A 15,801-nucleotide genomic window follows, 5' to 3' on the forward strand; every position below is an offset into this window, starting at 1 on the left:
GGCGGCTCCCTATCGGAAGTACTTGTTGATCTGCGAGGCCGGGACGGCACCGTCCTGCCCGGGTACCGGGGCGAAGTGGCGCAGCTGAGCCTGGATCCAGACGTCGTCGGCCTCGCGGGACTTCTTCGTGTGGTTCAGGTGGTTGGAGATATGGGCGCAGCCCTGGAGCAGGGTCTTCACCTGTGTCTCCCAGGTCTGGTTCACCTCGGTGAGGGCGGCACCGCAGTCGAAGCCGTCGCCCTTCAGGCTCGTACCGGCGGTCTCGCTCGCCGCACCGGCATGCTTGCCGCCCGCCTCCAGCCCGCTGAAGAGTCCGTACGCGGCATGGCCGATGTCCCCCAGCTCGTCGTCCTCGACCACGTAGTCCGCCGATCCCTTGGCGGGCGTCGAACCTCCCGTGCTGTCTGCCTTGTTCAGTCGCATGGCGACCGCCGCCTTCTCCACGGCCCACTCATCGTCGAACGACATCTCGACACCCCCGTGTCCGATCGAAAGAACCGCCCCATCGCGCCGCGCTGCCCACGCGGCCCGGGAACGCGCGTCGGCCCCCCGGGTCCGGGGGGCCGTTCACGGAGCCAGCCTTGTCGATCATGATCGGAGCTTCCATAGGTGCCGACACCCATCTTTCGGCCCGGGGGAGGCCGGTAGCGACCGCGGCCCAACCGGGCCGCCACTCCGCGCAAGCGCCCCGAGCCCATGCCCTTCTGTTGTCGTCCTCGCGGAACCCGAGGAGCAGCAGCGCCCGTCCCTACTCGTGGGTAGGCTCGGCGTTCATGACACGTGTTGCGATGGTCGGTGTGGGTGCGGTGGGGGGCGTCGTGGCCGCGGGCCTGGCTTCGACCGGGCGGCTGGAGGTGACCGCATGCGTGCGCTCCCCACTGGGTGCGCTACAGATCGACCGGCCCGACGGCACAGTCGAGAAGGTGTCGATTCCGGAGGTCCTCGACCCTGCCCAGGCGTCTGCGGTCGAGTGGGTGGTGCTGGCGACCAAGGCCCACCAGACGGCGGGAGCGAAGCCGTGGCTGGAGCGGCTTTGCGCCGCCGGCACCCGAGTCGTGGTGCTGCAGAACGGCGTCGAGCATCGTGAGCGTGTCGCACCGCTTCTGGGCGCGGCGGCCCGCGTGCTTCCGGCCGTGGTGGAGATCTCCGCCGAGTCGCCGCGGCGCGGCTGCATCCGGCTGTTCAACCGCCCGAGGGTCGTGGTCCCCAAGGGCGACGACGGCGTGGAGTTCGCCGCTCTGTGCCAGGGCAGTGGCATCACCGTGGCCCTGACCGACGACTTCGTGAGTGCCGCCTGGGAGAAGCTGTGCATGAACGCGGCCAACGGCGCCATCACCGCTCTGACGATGAACCGCATGCCGGTCTTCGACAATCCGCGCGTCGCGCAGTTGGGCCGCGCGCTGGTGGAGGAGGCGCGGCGGGTCGCCACCGCTTCAGGCGCGAACCTTCCCGATGACCTGGCCGATCAGGTCATCGCCCGGCTGCGAGCGATGCCGGCGGAGTCCGGCAGCAGCATGCTGTGGGACCGCCTGGCCGGCCGCCCACTGGAATACGACGCTCGCAACGGCGCTGTCGTCCGCGCGGGTGCCCGTCTGGGCATCCCCACCCCGCACAACGAGACTGTCACCGCTCTGCTGGAGGCGGTCAGCGCATCAGGGACGTGATCAAGCGCCACCAGCCACAGGGCTGGGAGCCGTCCGGCCGATCCCGAGGTGCGTACTCCCGCTCGTGATTGACCACGGCATCACCCTGCCCTCCTACCGCCTCCCTGTGCGAGGTGAGCAATCCTCCGCCCTGCCAGGCTGGTTGGGGTCACTTCGACCGCTTGCGGGTCTGCTTCACTTCCTGATCGACGGCCCAGGCGTCGGCGACCGGCCCGAGGTGACCGAGCTTGTCGGGGTTGATGACCGAGCGGATGGTCCGGATCTGCCCGTCGAGCACGTCGAGGGCGAGGATGTGGAGGACCTTGCCGTCGCGATCACGGAAGAGCGCGCCCGGCTGGCCGTTGACCTCGTGCCGCTCGAACGTGATGTCGACCCGCGCCATCAGCGGGTAGACGGCGGCGAGCAGCCTGGACACGTTCTCGGCGCCGGCGACGGCCCGGGCCAGTTGCGGGGCCTTGCCACCGCCGTCCCCGACGAGCTGGACGTCGGCCGACAGCAGACTCCGCAGTCCGTCCACGTCTCCCTGCGCCAGAGCCTCGAAGAACCGCCTCGCCAGCTCCTGCCGCTCCTGGCGGTCCGCTTCGAACCGGGGCCGTCCCTCGTTCATGTGGCGGCGTGCCCGTACGAGCAGCTGCCGGCACGCCGCCTCCGAGCGTCCCACCGCCGCGGCGATCTCGTCGAAGCCGAAGGCGAAGACCTCCCGCAGCACGAACACCGACCGCTCCAGCGGGCTGAGCCGCTCCAGGAGCAGCAGCGCCGCCATCGACACCGAGTCGGCCAGCTCCGCCGCGCGGGCCGGATCCTCGTACGGATCGTCCAGCAGCGGCTCGGGCAGCCACGGTCCGACGTACTCCTCCCGACGTACCCGGGCGGAGCGCAGCACGTCGATGGCGATCCGGGTCACCGTGGCCGACAGGAACGCCTTGACCGACACCGGTCGGGTGGTCGAGGCGTCGTAGCGGAGCCAGGTCTCCTGCACCGCGTCCTCCGCCTCCCCCACGCTGCCCAGGATCCGGTACGCGATCGAGAACAGCAGCGGCCGCAGCTCCTCGAACTCCTCGACCTTGCCCACGCCGACTCCCCCTTGCGGTCCGAGTGCCCGGCCGGACCCGCGCCGACGAGGCATCTGTCGAAGATCATCTGATGTGCCGGCGGAGCGGACGACGCTCGCACCGCGAACGGCCTGACGGCCTTGATCATGTCGCCCCGGGTCGGGCAGGCCCGACCCGGTCCCGGGTGCGGTGGCGGGTCAATGGAACTGGCCGACCTCGTAGTCCCCGGCCGGCTGCCGGGTGATGATGTTCAGCCGGTTCACCGCGTTCATGAACGAGACCAGCAGCACGAGGGCCGTGAGCTGCTCCTCGTCATAGTGCCGGGCAGCGCGCTCCCACACCTCGTCGCCGACCCCGGCGGCCGCGTCCGCGACCCGGGTCCCCTGCTCCGCCAACCCGAGCGCGGCGCGTTCGGCCTCCGTGAAGACCGTCGCCTCCCGCCAGGCCGCGATCAGGTTCAGCCGCACCGGGCTCTCGCCGGCCGCGGCGGCGTCCTTGGTGTGCATGTCGATGCAGACCGCGCAGCCGTTGATCTGGCTCACGCGCAGCGCCACCAACTCCTGCGTCGTGGCTGACAGCGGCAACGCCTTCAGCTCCCGGCCGGCCGCCATGAAGTGCTTGAGGGCCTTGCCGGCGGTCGGGTTGGCGAAGTAGTTCAATCGTGCGTCCATCGTGTGCTCCTCCACGTTCGTCGGTGCCTTCACCTCCCGAGACGAGGCGGCCCTCACTCCTGTGACATGACGCGGTGTGACCCGCGTCTCTCCACTGTCCGGGTTCGGGCATGGCACAGGCCGAGTCGCTGCCTCGTCGGGCCCGGATCAGTGGGCCGACCGCCATGTCTCCGAACTCGCACCACGCCGGCCGTCCGGAAACCGGGTGCGCGGCGCGGTGCCGTCGTGTGTGATCGGGGGTATGTCGATGACGTTGGGCAAGCCGGGGGCCGACGGGCTGAGCGAGGCTGTGGGCGAGCTGCGGGAGTGGCAGCACGACGGGGCGCCGATGCAGCTGCATCCGGGGGACCTGGGCTGGTTCTGGCGGTCGGGTGCGGATGCGACTGCCTCGGCTGTCAGGACGTGGCGCCGGGACGGACGGATCCTCGCCATCGGACTGTTGGACGGTCCCGGGCTGTTGCGGCTGACGATCGCGCCCGACGCTCAGCGGGACGAGGAACTGGCGCGGCAGTTGGTCGAAGACGTGACGGAGCCGGAGCGCGGCGTGCTGCCCGGAGGGAAGGCGTACATCGAGGCGCCGATGGGTGCACTGGTCCACGATCTGCTGTCCGAGGACGGTTGGAACCTCGACGAACCATGGAGGCCGCTGCGATGCGACCTCACGGAGCCGGTGAAGGAGTCGGACGTACGGATCGAGGTCGTCGGGCCGGAGCAGGCGCACGTGTTCGCCGCCGTACATCGGGCAGCATTCGACGGGTCACGATTCACGGACGAGCACTGGCACGCGATGGCGGCCGGCTTGCCGTACACCGATGCCCGGAGTCTGATGGCGTACAACGACCAGAGAGACGCGGTGGCGGCGGTGACGGTGTGGTCGGCCGGTCCGGGTAGGCCCGGGTTGCTCGAACCCATGGGCGTGCACCGGGAACACCGCCGTCTCGGATACGGCGAGGCCATCACCGTCGCCGCCGCGGCCGCACTCCGGGAGCTGGGCTCGTCGAGCGCGATCGTCTGCACCCCGAGCTCCAATACCGGCGCTGTCGCAACCTACGCGTCAGCCGGCTTCCAGCCACGCCCCGAGGTCCGAGATCGATGCCGGGACGCCTGAGGGCGGGGGCCGCCCGATGGATGAGCCGGGCCGGTCCGCCCGGCTCATCCGTCGTTCAGTCGCAGCAATCGCAGCAGCACTTGCACGGGTTGCAGCAGCCACCGCCGCAGCCGCCGCCGGAACCACCGGAGCCACCGGAGCCGTGGCCGCCGCCGGAACCGCCGCCATAACCACCGCCGGAACCGTCGGAGTTGCCGCCGCCGGTACCGCCGCCGAACCAGCCGTCGCCCCCGGAGCCGTCCCGGCTCGAACCGCCGCCGCGGTTGCCGTCGCCGAACTGCACGGGCTCACCGTCATCCTGGCCGGCGTCATCGTTACAGCGGCAGCAGTTGAGGCACAGCCTGCAATCGCCGCACAACCGGCGCCACTCGTGACACCGTCGGCACTGTCCTTCAGGTGGCCGGCTGGACGCCGTCGCCCCGCCCGCAAGCGCCCCGACGCCGCACGCAGCGTCCGTGCCGGTCTCGGAGGACGATTCCGTCGCCGTACGGCGTCCCAGCCAGGGCAGCATGCGCAGCCCCCGCGCCTGGACTCGGTGGTGCTGATGGTGACGATGCCGAGGGTCGAAGACCCGATCGACGGCGCGCTCCAACTCGCCGCCCAGAAGCGTCCGTACCAGCCGTCCGTCGACGAACACGGCCTCGTTCAGGGCGAGTCGGATGCCGTGGACGGCGTCGTCGCAGAGTCGGCGCACCTCGGCTCGGTCCGCGCCTGTCACGGCGATCGGATTCCACGCGCCGGACGCCTCATCCGAGTCCAGGTCCTCGACCGCGTCCAGCAGATGCGCCAGCCGACCGAACAGGCGGCCCGCCTCGGCGAGCGGTTCGGCGTTGGCCGGGCGGCCCGTGAGCACCGCGGTGTGTGCGAAGGCGGCCGCGGTCGCCGTCTCCGTGGGCTCCGTGACCGTCAGCAGCGAGCCACCGGTGACGGTCGTCCGCTCGATCTCCGGCTGGCGCTCCACCGCCCCGAGCAGCACCGCGGTGTCGAAGCCGAGGCGTTCACCGCCTGCGGCGCCCGCACGGTCCCAGCCGTGGGCGATCCGGCGTGCCGCCAGCGTCACAGGGCGCCGCCCGAACAGGCCGTCCCCGTCGGCCACATGGTCACGTATCTTCGCCGCTGCCAGCACCAGCGACACCGTCGCCGCCAGCCGCGCGCCCTCACCCTGCGCCACGTCCGCCGACCGCATTCCGCGCAGCGGGCACGGTCCGGCGCCTCGCCTCCAGTCCCCGGTCCGCACCGACTGCGCTTCGGTCAGCACCGAGACGATCAGGCCGTCGTAGTTGGTCGCAACCCTCGCGAACTGCCCGTACTCGCTGCGCAACGCCAGGCACAGCCCGCACAGATGCGCCATCCACTCGGTACGCAAGCCCTCGCCCAGGCGATGACGGCATGGCCTGATGATTCCGAACACCGAAGTTCTCCCCCGTAGAAACAGCTACCCCGACACCTCCAGTCGGACGGCTCACGGACGCACGACTGCACATGAGGCAGGACCGCGCGCGACGTCGACCGCATGTGACATCACGCGCGGCCGACATCCTAGATGGCGCCTGCCGAGGGTCGGCCGTCTCGGACCGGGGAGGCGCCGCTCAGCGCACGCGCCCCCGCGCCTTCAGCGGGGTGGCGGGCAGTTCCGGGGCGGGAAGCGGAGCGCCGTCGTAGCCCTTCACCTCTCCGAATCGGGTGCCGGTCATCCACTCCTCGCGTGCCTCCTCGATGTCCTGCTGCGAGCGGCCGATCCAGTTCCAGAACATGACGATCTCCTCCTCGAACGGCTCGCCGCCCAGGAGCATCAGCCCGGCGTCCGAGACCGCGCGCAGGGGGAGCTCCGTGCGGCCGCAGCCGAGGTAGAGCATGGAGCCCGGCAGGACCGGGACGCCGTCGACGTGGGCCTCGCCCGACATCGACAGGACCGCGTACTCGAAGTCCGGCTCCAGCGGGAGGTTCGTCTCCGTGCCCGCCGCGAGCGCGAGGTCGGCGCCGACGAGGGGGCTGTAGGCGGTGCCCGGGGACTCCGCGCCGTCGAGTTCGCCCATGATCACCGTGGCCGTCAGGCCGGGGGCAGTGACCTGAGGGAGTGTCGCGTGGTGCTGGAAGTGGGGCTCGACGTGGCGGTGGGCGTCCGGGAGCGCCACCCACAGCTGCGCGCCGTGGAGGAAGCGGGCGTGGGACTTGGGGCTCTCCTCGGAGTGGGAGATCGCCCGGCCGGAGGTCATCAGGCCCAGCTCGCGCGGGCGGATCGTCTCGAGGCTGCCCGTGCTGTCCCGGTGCAGGACCTCGCCCTCATGGAGCCAGCTCACGGTCTGGAGTCCCATGTGAGGGTGCGGCGGGACCTGCATCCCCGGCTCGTCGGCGATGTCGTCGGGACCGTAGTGATCGACGAACGCCCAGGCGCCGACCATACGGCGGCCGAGGTTCGGGAGCAGGCGGCGGACTTCGGTCGACTCGCCGAGCTGGACATGGCGGGGGCTGAGGAGTTCCCGCACCGGCTCGGCGACGACGAAGCCGCGGCCACCGCAGACGCTGAGGGAGGCCTGACGATCAAGATTGCTCATGACGCTCAACCTATTCCTGTCGGGGGACGACGTGGGCGTGTCTCCACGCGGAAATGCGCGGCGGACCGTAGTGGAATCATCAACCACTCTCCGGTGTTGACGGGAGTGCCACCCCACCGGACGGCAGAGTAGGGATCCCACGAGGGAGTGCAAGTGAACGACACGTACTACGAGTTCGGAACAGCCGGTGAGCGCTGGGACCGCGCCCAGCTGTTCTTCGAGGCGAAGGAGTACCTGACGGCCGTCCGCATCCTGCGCGGCCTGGTCGCCGAGCACCCCGAGCAGACGGCGCAGCGCCTGCTGCTCGCCCGCGCCTACTACCACTCCGCGCAGCTCTCCCGCGCCGAGACCGAGCTGCGCGCCGTGCTCGACCGGGACCCGGTGGAGCAGTACGCCCGGCTCATGCTCGGCCGCACCCTCGAGCGGCAGGGCCGGGCCGCCGAGGCCGCGCCGCACCTGCGGCTCGCCGCCGCGATGGCCGGAGAGCAGCTCGACTGAGCCCCGAAGGGACGGCGGGCCGGACGCACCGGCCCGCCGAGACCCATGGCCTGCGCAAGGAGCCGGGGGCGGTTCGGTAGGGTCGTCGCGGGAGGTTCGAGTCGTGCGTACGGGACGAGTGGGACGCGGCAACACGAGAGCGGGCGGCGCCTTGGCGCAGCTGCTGCTCGTCGTGGTGCTCGCCCTCGGCGTCTTCGTGATGCATGCCGTGGGCCACCCGGAGAGCCCGTCGGACGCCGCGGCGGACGGTATGACGCATGTCTCCGCCGCCCCGCACCAGATGGGGGACGAGGCGCCCGCCTCCTCCCACGATTCCGGCATGGATATGGACATGACCACGCTCTGCGTGGCGGTCCTCGGTATCTGGGCGCTGGCGCGGTTCGTTCTCGCCGCGCTCGGGCGCCACCCCGACTGGCTGGTCCGGCTGCTCGGCCGGCTCACCCACGCTCCGGGGCCGAACGCCCCGCCACCCATACCTCCCGACCTCGCCCAGCTGTCCGTTCTGCGGATCTAGGCCGACGCGCCACCGCGGGCACTTCGTGCTGCCCGCAGAAGCGTCCGTTCAGCCCTTTCCGCGCGTACGCGTCGCTCGCGTACGCCGTACGACAGCACACGAGGTGTGACACACATGCGTGCCTTCATCAACCCCACCAGCAGGAAGCTCGCGCTCGCCGGCGCCGCGGCCGCCGCGGCGCTCCTGCTCTCCGCCTGCGGATCCGGCAGCGGCTCCGACAACGACTCCACGAGCGGGACGGACCACGGCGCGAAGACCAGCGCGTCCGCCACCGCCGCCCCTTCCGGCTCTGTCTCCCCCGGCGCCTTCAACGACGCGGACGTCGCGTTCGCGCAGGCGATGATCCCCCACCACGAGCAGGCCCTCGCGATGGCGAAGCTCGCCGACGGGCGCGCCGAGGACGCGGGCGTCAAGAAGATCGTCGCCGATGTCGAGAAGGCCCAGGATCCCGAGATCCGGAAAATGAAGTCCTGGCTCAAGGGCTGGGGCAAGCCGGAGTCCGCCGGTCAGAGCGGTCACGGCGGCGCCCACGGCGGTCACGGCATGGCCGGGATGATGTCCGAGCAGGACATGAAGGACCTGGAGTCCCTCAAGGGCAAGGCCTTCGACCGGAAGTTCGCCGAGCTGATGATCGCCCACCACGACGGGGCGGTCGAGATGGCCAGGGCCGAGCAGAAGGACGGCCGCAACGAGACGGCGAAGCAGCTCGCCGACGAGGTGGTGCGGACGCAGTCCGCCGAGATCACGGAGCTGAGGAAGATCCTCGGCCGCCTCTGACGGCGGCCCCGTGCCGGCGGCCCTCCTTCCCGGAGGGCCGCCGGTGCCTCAGCGGGCCGTGACCGTACGGACGACCTCGCCGCCCACGACGACGGTCTCGGCCACCGTTCCCGGGATTCGTTCCGGGTCCACGCGGAGGATGTCGCGGGAGAGGACCACGAAGTCGGCGAGCTTGCCGACGCTCAGCGAACCCCGCTCCTCCTCGAGGAAGTTGGCGTACGCCGAGCCCATCGTGTAGCCCTCGATCGCGATGGCGACGTCGATCGTCTCCTCCGGGGTCCAGGGCTCCCCGCCACCGTGGAGCGGGCGGCGGGTGACCGCCGTGTAGATGCCGACCATCGGGTCCATCTCGGCGACGTTCCAGTCGCTGGAGAGGGCGAGGACGGCTCCGGCCGCGTGCAGGCTGCGCAGGGGCCATGCCTTGTGCCAGCGGTCGGGGCCGATGTTCTCGGCCCAGTCCTGGCCCGGGCCCGCGATGTCGGGGGCGGCATGCCGGGGCTGCATACAGGCGACGACCCCGAGTTCGGCGAAGCGCGGGGTGTCGGCGGGGTCGAGACACTCGACGTGGACGACCTGGTGGCGGGCGTCGCGCGGCCCGTTGGCGGAGCGGGCGCGGGCGACGGCGTCGAGGACCGTACGGATGCCGCGGTCGCCCGTGGCATGCACGAAGCACTGGAAGCCGCGCGCGTCGAGTGCGGTGAGCAGGTCGGCGAACTCCTCCGGCGGGTAGAACGTGTCGCCGCGGTGGTGTCCGCATCCGGCGTACGGTTCCAGGAGGGCGGCCGTACGGGGCTCGACGACATCGTCGATGTACAGCTTCAGGGGGCCGACGCGGAAGCGCTCGTCGTCGAACTTGCGTGCCGCGGCGGCGAATTCCTCGAGATCACCCTCGGTGGTGCCGCGCGGGTGGAACAGGGCGGCGACGATCCGGGAGCGGAGCCGGCCCTCGGCGCGGGCGCGCTCGAAGAGGGCGAGGTCGTCGAGGGAATTCTGGGGTTCGACGACGGTGGTGATGCCGTAGCCGATGGCGTCGTCGAGGCTCTTGGCCAGCCGGCCGTACTGACGGTCGGGCGCGGCCCACGGCACGCCCAGCTCGCGCAGGGCGCGGTGGCCCGCGCGGGAGAGCCCCTTGACCGCGAAGTCCTTGACGAATCCGGTGGGTTCGCCGGTCTCGGGGTCCGTGACGGCGGTGCCGAACGGTACGTCGACGTGGTCCCGGTCGATGCCGAGGCGGTGCAGTGCGGCGGTGTTGAGCCAGGCGGTGTGCACGTCGTAGCTGAGGACGAGTGCGGGGGTGTCGCCGGTGACCGGGTCGAGATCGGCCGCTGTCGGCATCCGGCCGCCGGGGATCGCCGAGTAGTCGAAGGCCTCGGCCTCGATCCACGGGGCGTCGGGGTGGGCGGTGTGCCAGGCGCGGATCCGCTCGTGGATCTCGTCGAGGGTGCGGGCGCCGGCGAGCTGGACGCAGGCGTCGTCGGATCCGAGGCGTACGTGGTTGTGGGCGTCGATGAACCCGGGCAGGACGAGTCGGCCTCCCGCGTCGATGATCCGGGTGTCGGGTCCGACCCAGACGGCCGCGTCGGCGTCCGCGCCGAGCCAGACGATCCGTCCGTCGCGCACGGCGAGCGCCTCGGCCTCCGGCAGGGTGGGGTCGACGGTGTGGACCCTGGCCCGGGTGAGGACCAGGTCGGCGGGGGTGGTGCTGCTGTTCATTCGGGCGGACTCCAGCTTCATTCCGGGGTGTTACGGCCGCGCGGGGGTGACGGCGCGGCGGGCGAGGAGGACGTAGACGATCGCGGAGACCGCCGCGCCGAGGAGGGTGAGGTCGGCGCCGCCGAGCGGGGCCACGAGCGGACCGGTCCAGAGCTCGGAGTCACAGGTGAGCGCGGCGAAGAGCATTCCGGCGAGCAGGGCGACCATCCCGGCCGGGTGCCAGCCGGAGCGGTACCAGTAGCCGCCGCCCGGTCCCGCGTGCAGGGCGGCGGAGTCGTAGGAGCAGCGGCGCAGGACCATGTCGGCGAGGAAGACGCCGCCCCAGGGGGCGAAGACGATGATCAGGAGGGAGAGGAAGGCGAGGAGCGAGGTGGTGAAGTCGGTGAGGAAGAGCGCCCCGAGCGAGCCGAGGGCGGTGACCGCGGCGCTGATCACGATGGCGCGGGCGCGGCTCCACGGGATGCCGAGCACCTGGAGGTTGAGGCTCGACGAGTAGAGCGTGATGATCGAGTTGGTGACCGAGCCGCCGAGGATCAGGGCGAGGAAGAGGGGCTGGAACCAGCCGGGGAGCAGCCCTTCGGCGCCGGCGACCGCGTCCGTCATGTCGGCCTGGGTCGCGGCGGCGACTCCGGCGACGCCCAGCGCGACGGAGGAGAGGAAGCCGCCGAGCGCGCCGCTCCAGGTGAGGGCCTTGAGCGAGGTGGTGCGCGGCAGGTAGCGGGTGTAGTCGGCCGGCATCGGGAGGTACGAGAAGGGGCCCGCGAGCATGACGACGAAGGCGAGGCTCCAGCCCGCGGCGCCGGGTCCCGCGGCCGGTGCCATCGTGTCGGCGCCGGGGAGCACGAAGGCCAGCAGGCCGGCGAAGCCGAGCGCGAGGGCGTAGGCCATCCAGCGTTCGGCGAACTGGACGGTCGCGTGGCCCCACAGGGCGACGGCGAAGGTCAGGGCCAGGGTGACGAACAGGGCGACGGCGCGTGAGGTGTGGCCGCCGCTCCAGCCGAGGTCGGCGAAGAGGGCGTCGAGGGCGAGAGTGCCGACGACCGTGTTGACGATGGTGTAGCCGATGCTGACGATCCAGTTGAGCAGTCCGGCGGGCCAGTTGCCGCGGACGCCGAAGGCGGCTCTGGATATGACGAGGGTGGCGGTTCCGGTGCGGACGCCGCTCAGTCCGGCGGCACCGATGACGAAGAAGGACAGTCCGCCGATGACGACGACCGCGGTGGCCTGCCAGAAGGAGAGGCCGAAGGCGACGGCGAGAGCACCGTTGATCACATAGGTGAAGGTGAGGTTGGAGCCGAACCAGAGCCAGAAGACGTCCTTGGCGCTGCCGTGGCGTTCCGCGTCGGGGATGGGGTCGATGCCGTGGCCCTCGACCTGGAAGACCTGGTCGCGACCGACGTCCGCCGCTGTCTCCATCTGCACCATGCGCACTCCCAGACTTTGAATGCCGTTCTAGAACTTAGAATGGCATTCAAGATGTGGGAGAGGGGTCCACCGCGTCAAGACCTTTCGGACCCCCGGTTAAAGTCGTGACCATCGGGTCAGGGGTGACGGAGGCGGAGCGGGTGGCAGGGGCAGCGCGACGGCGCGACGGGCACATCGCCCAGGAACGGATGCTCGAAGAGGCCATGGCGGCCATCGCCGAGGGCGGCCTCGCCTCGCTGACCATGTCGGCGCTGGCCGAACGCCTGGGGACGAGCGGCGGCCACATCCTGTACTACTTCGGCAGCAAGGATCTGCTGCTCCTGGCCGTACTGCGCTGGAGCGAGGCCGCGCTCGCCGAGGAGCGCCGGGCGCTGCTGGCGCGGCGGCTGACGGCGGAACGCAAGCTCGAACTCTTCCTGCGGCTCTACCTCCCGCACGGTCCGCGCGATCCCCGCTGGACGCTCTGGATCGAGCTCTGGCCCCGCACCCCGGGGAACGAAGCCCTGCGCGAGGCCCAGCGGGAGCTGGACCGCGGCTGGCAGGAGGATCTGGAGACACTGCTCACCAAGGGCGTGGCCCAGGCCCGGTTCGCGCCGATGGACGCGGCCGAGGTCACGGCCCGCGCCTCCGAACTCCTCGCGCTCCTCGACGGCCTGAGCACGCGCGTGGTCCTCGGCCAGGAATCCGGACCGGACGCGCGCCCCGCGCTCCAGGCGGCCCGGGCGGCGGCGGACCTGCTCATCCCGAGGGCTTGAGACGGGGGCGACGGAGCTCCGCAGTCGGGCCAGGCGCTCCGGCGGCGGGGCCGCGAGGCGGCCCGGCGGCTCGCGGCTGAGCAGCCCCGTCAGCCTGCCGGCGGGTCCTCCCACGACAGGGGCTCGACCGTGGCGAACGGCCACTCCAGGGCGTCGGGATGGCGGCGGTGCTGCTCCGCGTCCCAGCGGATCTGTTCGGTGTGGAGCGCGGGGCGCGAGAGCCGGGCGATCGACGGGTACGAGGCCGCGAGGACCTGGGCCAGCTCCAGCGTGGCCTCCGCGTCGGACCCGGCCACCCCGGGGTGGGCGTGCGGGACGCCGTACCAGGCGGTGACGGCCCGCAGGGAACGGGAGCCGGGGCGGTACCGGTCCGCGTGGCGGTCCAGGACGAGGGGGTCGCAGATGGGCGCCACACCGTGCGGGAGGCGGTCGGCCAGCGTGGGCACGCCGTGCCGGAGCAGTTCGGCGTGGAGCATGGTCAGGACGTGCGGGGCGAACCAGACGACCAGGATCCCGTTCGCCGCCAGATGTCCGGCGAGCAGGTTGGCCACCTCGTCCAGGGCCCGCGCGGCGGGCACGCCCTCCGCCCGGGCGCGCTCCGGGGTGACGCCGTGGGTCTTGTCCGGTGCCGAGGATTGGACATTGGATCCAGGATCCATGATCCAATCTCCGATCGCGCCGTCACTGCCCCGGACCGCCGCGGTCAGGATCCGGTCGACGGCCGCCCGGTTCCCGGTGGTCGCGATGTCCAGCGCCAGAAGGTGGCGCCGGTGCCAGCCCGGCAGATCCTGCCGGGCCGGCGGCGCGGGTTCCGGTACGTGCCCGGGGTGGAAGACCTCCCAGCCGCCGGTCGGGGGGTGCCTGAGCACTCCGGCCCCGGCCGGCACGACCGCCCCACAGACGGCGCAGGGCCCGTCGTAGTCGTTGATGAGGTCCGGGGCCCCGGGGGTCATGACTCCCCCGCGCCGTCCCGGTACGCCTCCAGGAGCCGCAGCCACGCCTCGCTCAGCGTCGGGTACGCGGGGACGGCATGCCAGAGGCGGTCGATCGGCACCTCTCCCGCGACGGCGACGGTCGCCGAGTGGAGCAGTTCGCCGATGCCCGGGCCCACGAAGGTGACGCCGAGGACGGTCTCGCGGTCCAGGTCGACGACCATGCGTGCGTGGCCGCGGTATCCGTCCGCGTACAGACCCGCGCCGGCCACGCCCGAGAGGTCGAGGTCGACGGCGCGGACGCGGTGTCCGGCGCGTTCCGCCTCGGCGAGGGAGAGGCCGACCGAGGCGCCCTCGGGGTCGGTGAAGACCACCTGCGGCACGGCGGCGTGGTCGGCGGTGGCCGTGTGCGCCCCCCAGCGCTCCGTCTCCGAGACCTCGGCCCCGGCCGCGCGGGCGGCGATCGCGGCGCCCGCGATCCGGGCCTGGTACTTGCCCTGATGGGTCATCAGGACGCGGTGGTTGACGTCTCCTACGGCGTACAGCCAGTCGCTGCCGGTGACCCGGAGGGTGTCGTCCACGGGCAGCCAGGAGCCCGGCTCCAAGCCGACGGTCTCCAGTCCGATGTCGTCGGTGCGCGGGCTGCGACCGGTGGCGAAGAGGACCTCGTCGCCCTCGACCCGGTCGCCGCCCTCCAGGACCACGGTGACCGGCCCCGTACTCCCGTCGCGTACGACGGCGGCGACGTCGACGCCGGTCCGGATGTCGGCGCCGCGCTCGGTGAGGGCGTCGGCGATGTGTTCGCCGACGAAGGTCTCCATCCGGGGCAACAGCCCCTTGCCGCGTACCAGGACCGTCACGTGGGAGCCGAGGGCCTGCCAGGCGGTCGCCATCTCCGCGGCGACCACCCCCCCGCCGACCACGATCAGCCGGCCGGGTACGTGGTGGGAGCTGGTGGCCTCGCGGCTGGTCCAGGGCCTGGCCCCGGTCAGGCCGGGCAGGTCGGGCAGTGCGGCGCGGGTTCCGGTGCAGACGGTGACGGCGTGCCGGGCGGTGAGGAGGTGGTGCTCGCCCTCGGGACCCTCGACGGCGACCTTGCGGGCGCCGCGCAGCCGGCCGTGGCCGCGGTAGAGGCGGGCACCGGTGGAGTCCAGCCAGCGGACGGCGCCGTCGTCCTTCCAGTCGGAGACGTAGTAGTCGCGGTGGGCGAGCACAGCCGCCGCGTCCAGCGGCCCCTGGACGAGTTGGCGCAGCCCGGGCACCTGGCGGGCGTCGGAGCGGGCGATGGCCGGGCGCAGCAGCGTCTTGCTGGGCATGCATGCCCAGTACGAGCACTCTCCGCCGACCAGTTCGCTCTCCACGACCGCCACGCTCAGTCCGGCCGCCCGGGCCCGGTCCACCACGTTCTCGCCGACCGGCCCGGCACCCAGGACCACCACGTCGTACTCGTGCTCCACCTCATGTGTCATGGGCCCCAGTCTGGTGGCAGGTGTGCGCCGTGGCCACAGGGGAAGGCGCGGCCGTGCACGCTCGGAACGCGAGCCGTGCCCGCACCGAACGGTGCGGAACAGCGCGGAATAGCGCGACTCGATACACCGTTGTGCGGGGCGAGTCCCCAGGGGACCGTGAGGGACACCCGCCAGGAGACCCGGAGAGGTAGAAAGCATGAGCACTGTTGAGCTCACCAAGGACAACTTCGACCAGATCGTGAGTGACAACGACTTCGTTCTGATCGATTTCTGGGCTTCCTGGTGCGGTCCGTGCCGGCAGTTCGCACCGGTCTTCGAGGCGGCGTCCGAGCGTCATGAGGACCTGGTGTTCGCCAAGGTCGACACCGAGGCACAGCAGGAGCTGGCAGCCGCGTTCGAGATCCGCTCGATCCCGACGCTGATGATCGTGCGCGACAACGTGGCCGTGTTCGCACAGCCCGGGGCTCTGCCGGAGGCGGCTCTGGAGGACGTGATCGGCCAGGCGCGCAAGCTCGACATGGACGAGGTGCGCAAGTCCATCGAGAACGCGAAGCAGCAGCAGTAGGAGAGAGCCGGAGGGGCGGTACAGGGGGTACCCGACCCCCCCACCCGCGGTGCCCCGCCATCCACCGCGGGGCCCCCCCAGCCACCCAGGCGAGGCCCGCGCC

At 71.7% G+C, this 15,801-nt stretch carries 16 protein-coding genes; 7 read left to right on the forward strand and 9 right to left on the reverse strand.

Translation table 11 applies throughout. The features are described 5' to 3' along the window. Window positions 1–9 precede the first annotated feature (9 nt). A complete protein-coding gene (locus ACFQ7Q_RS28400; protein ID WP_383559958.1) occupies window positions 10–468 on the reverse strand; it encodes a hypothetical protein in 459 nt (152 codons plus the stop codon). A gap of 305 nt (window positions 469–773) precedes the next feature. Between ACFQ7Q_RS28400 and ACFQ7Q_RS28405 the strand changes: the two genes are divergently transcribed. Beyond that, window positions 774–1,664 carry a 2-dehydropantoate 2-reductase gene (locus ACFQ7Q_RS28405; protein ID WP_383559959.1) on the forward strand — a complete coding sequence of 297 codons (891 nt, stop codon included), beginning with the start codon at window positions 774–776 and terminating at the stop codon, window positions 1,662–1,664. A gap of 148 nt (window positions 1,665–1,812) precedes the next feature. On the opposite strand, the gene ACFQ7Q_RS28410 is transcribed toward ACFQ7Q_RS28405, so the two are convergent. Together ACFQ7Q_RS28410 and ACFQ7Q_RS28415 are read right to left on the reverse strand one after the other, a co-directional pair. Further along, window positions 1,813–2,736, reverse strand: coding sequence for an RNA polymerase sigma-70 factor (locus ACFQ7Q_RS28410; protein ID WP_383559960.1), 924 nt, complete (start codon window positions 2,734–2,736; stop codon window positions 1,813–1,815). 177 nt (window positions 2,737–2,913) lie between these two features. Then, window positions 2,914–3,387, reverse strand: coding sequence for a carboxymuconolactone decarboxylase family protein (locus ACFQ7Q_RS28415; protein ID WP_383559962.1), 474 nt, complete (start codon window positions 3,385–3,387; stop codon window positions 2,914–2,916). Window positions 3,388–3,628: 241 nt separating this feature from the next. Between ACFQ7Q_RS28415 and ACFQ7Q_RS28420 the strand changes: the two genes are divergently transcribed. Next, window positions 3,629–4,495, forward strand: coding sequence for a GNAT family N-acetyltransferase (locus ACFQ7Q_RS28420; RefSeq protein WP_383559963.1), 867 nt, complete (start codon window positions 3,629–3,631; stop codon window positions 4,493–4,495). Window positions 4,496–4,550: 55 nt separating this feature from the next. On the opposite strand, the gene ACFQ7Q_RS28425 is transcribed toward ACFQ7Q_RS28420, so the two are convergent. Then, a complete protein-coding gene (locus ACFQ7Q_RS28425) occupies window positions 4,551–5,906 on the reverse strand; it encodes a DUF5685 family protein (protein WP_383559966.1) in 1,356 nt (451 codons plus the stop codon). A 178-nt stretch (window positions 5,907–6,084) separates the two neighbouring features. Beyond that, complete coding sequence (locus tag ACFQ7Q_RS28430; RefSeq protein ID WP_383559967.1) at window positions 6,085–7,050, reverse strand: pirin family protein; 966 nt, start codon at window positions 7,048–7,050, stop codon at window positions 6,085–6,087. Between the two features lie 153 nt (window positions 7,051–7,203). On the opposite strand from ACFQ7Q_RS28430, the gene ACFQ7Q_RS28435 reads away from it, so the two are divergent. From ACFQ7Q_RS28435 to ACFQ7Q_RS28445, 3 genes are all read left to right on the forward strand, one after another. Beyond that, complete coding sequence (locus ACFQ7Q_RS28435) at window positions 7,204–7,548, forward strand: tetratricopeptide repeat protein (protein WP_383559969.1); 345 nt, start codon at window positions 7,204–7,206, stop codon at window positions 7,546–7,548. 103 nt (window positions 7,549–7,651) lie between these two features. Continuing rightward, window positions 7,652–8,062 (forward strand): DUF6153 family protein, encoded by a 411-nt coding sequence (locus tag ACFQ7Q_RS28440; RefSeq protein WP_383559970.1) that lies wholly within the window; start codon window positions 7,652–7,654, stop codon window positions 8,060–8,062. Window positions 8,063–8,176: 114 nt separating this feature from the next. Further along, window positions 8,177–8,839, forward strand: a complete 663-nt coding sequence (locus ACFQ7Q_RS28445; protein ID WP_383559972.1) for a DUF305 domain-containing protein — start codon at window positions 8,177–8,179, stop codon at window positions 8,837–8,839. A gap of 48 nt (window positions 8,840–8,887) precedes the next feature. Here ACFQ7Q_RS28445 and ACFQ7Q_RS28450 read toward each other — a convergent pair whose 3' ends face one another. Together ACFQ7Q_RS28450 and ACFQ7Q_RS28455 are read right to left on the reverse strand one after the other, a co-directional pair. After that, a complete protein-coding gene (locus ACFQ7Q_RS28450) occupies window positions 8,888–10,552 on the reverse strand; it encodes an amidohydrolase (RefSeq protein WP_383559974.1) in 1,665 nt (554 codons plus the stop codon). A gap of 30 nt (window positions 10,553–10,582) precedes the next feature. After that, window positions 10,583–11,977 carry a purine-cytosine permease family protein gene (locus ACFQ7Q_RS28455; RefSeq protein ID WP_383559975.1) on the reverse strand — a complete coding sequence of 465 codons (1,395 nt, stop codon included), beginning with the start codon at window positions 11,975–11,977 and terminating at the stop codon, window positions 10,583–10,585. 140 nt (window positions 11,978–12,117) lie between these two features. Here ACFQ7Q_RS28455 and ACFQ7Q_RS28460 point away from each other — a divergent pair, with 140 nt between their 5' ends. Next, a complete protein-coding gene (locus ACFQ7Q_RS28460; RefSeq protein ID WP_383559983.1) occupies window positions 12,118–12,732 on the forward strand; it encodes a TetR/AcrR family transcriptional regulator in 615 nt (204 codons plus the stop codon). A gap of 89 nt (window positions 12,733–12,821) precedes the next feature. Here ACFQ7Q_RS28460 and ACFQ7Q_RS28465 read toward each other — a convergent pair whose 3' ends face one another. Continuing rightward, entirely contained in the window at window positions 12,822–13,685 is an 864-nt protein-coding gene (locus ACFQ7Q_RS28465) for a 3'-5' exonuclease (RefSeq protein ID WP_383559977.1), read from the reverse strand. Continuing rightward, on the reverse strand, window positions 13,682–15,133 hold the full coding sequence (locus ACFQ7Q_RS28470; protein WP_383559979.1) for a dihydrolipoyl dehydrogenase family protein: 1,452 nt from the start codon (window positions 15,131–15,133) through the stop codon (window positions 13,682–13,684). The genes ACFQ7Q_RS28465 and ACFQ7Q_RS28470 overlap by 4 nt, the downstream gene beginning before the upstream one ends. 196 nt (window positions 15,134–15,329) lie before the next feature. Here ACFQ7Q_RS28470 and trxA point away from each other — a divergent pair, with 196 nt between their 5' ends. Beyond that, window positions 15,330–15,698: a thioredoxin gene (trxA, locus tag ACFQ7Q_RS28475; protein ID WP_383559981.1), complete on the forward strand. Its 369-nt coding sequence runs from the start codon at window positions 15,330–15,332 to the stop codon at window positions 15,696–15,698. The last annotated feature ends 103 nt before the right edge of the window (window positions 15,699–15,801 follow it).

This window comes from Streptomyces sp. NPDC056527, assembly GCF_042794475.1.
In the GTDB taxonomy this organism is placed as follows: domain Bacteria; phylum Actinomycetota; class Actinomycetes; order Streptomycetales; family Streptomycetaceae; genus Streptomyces.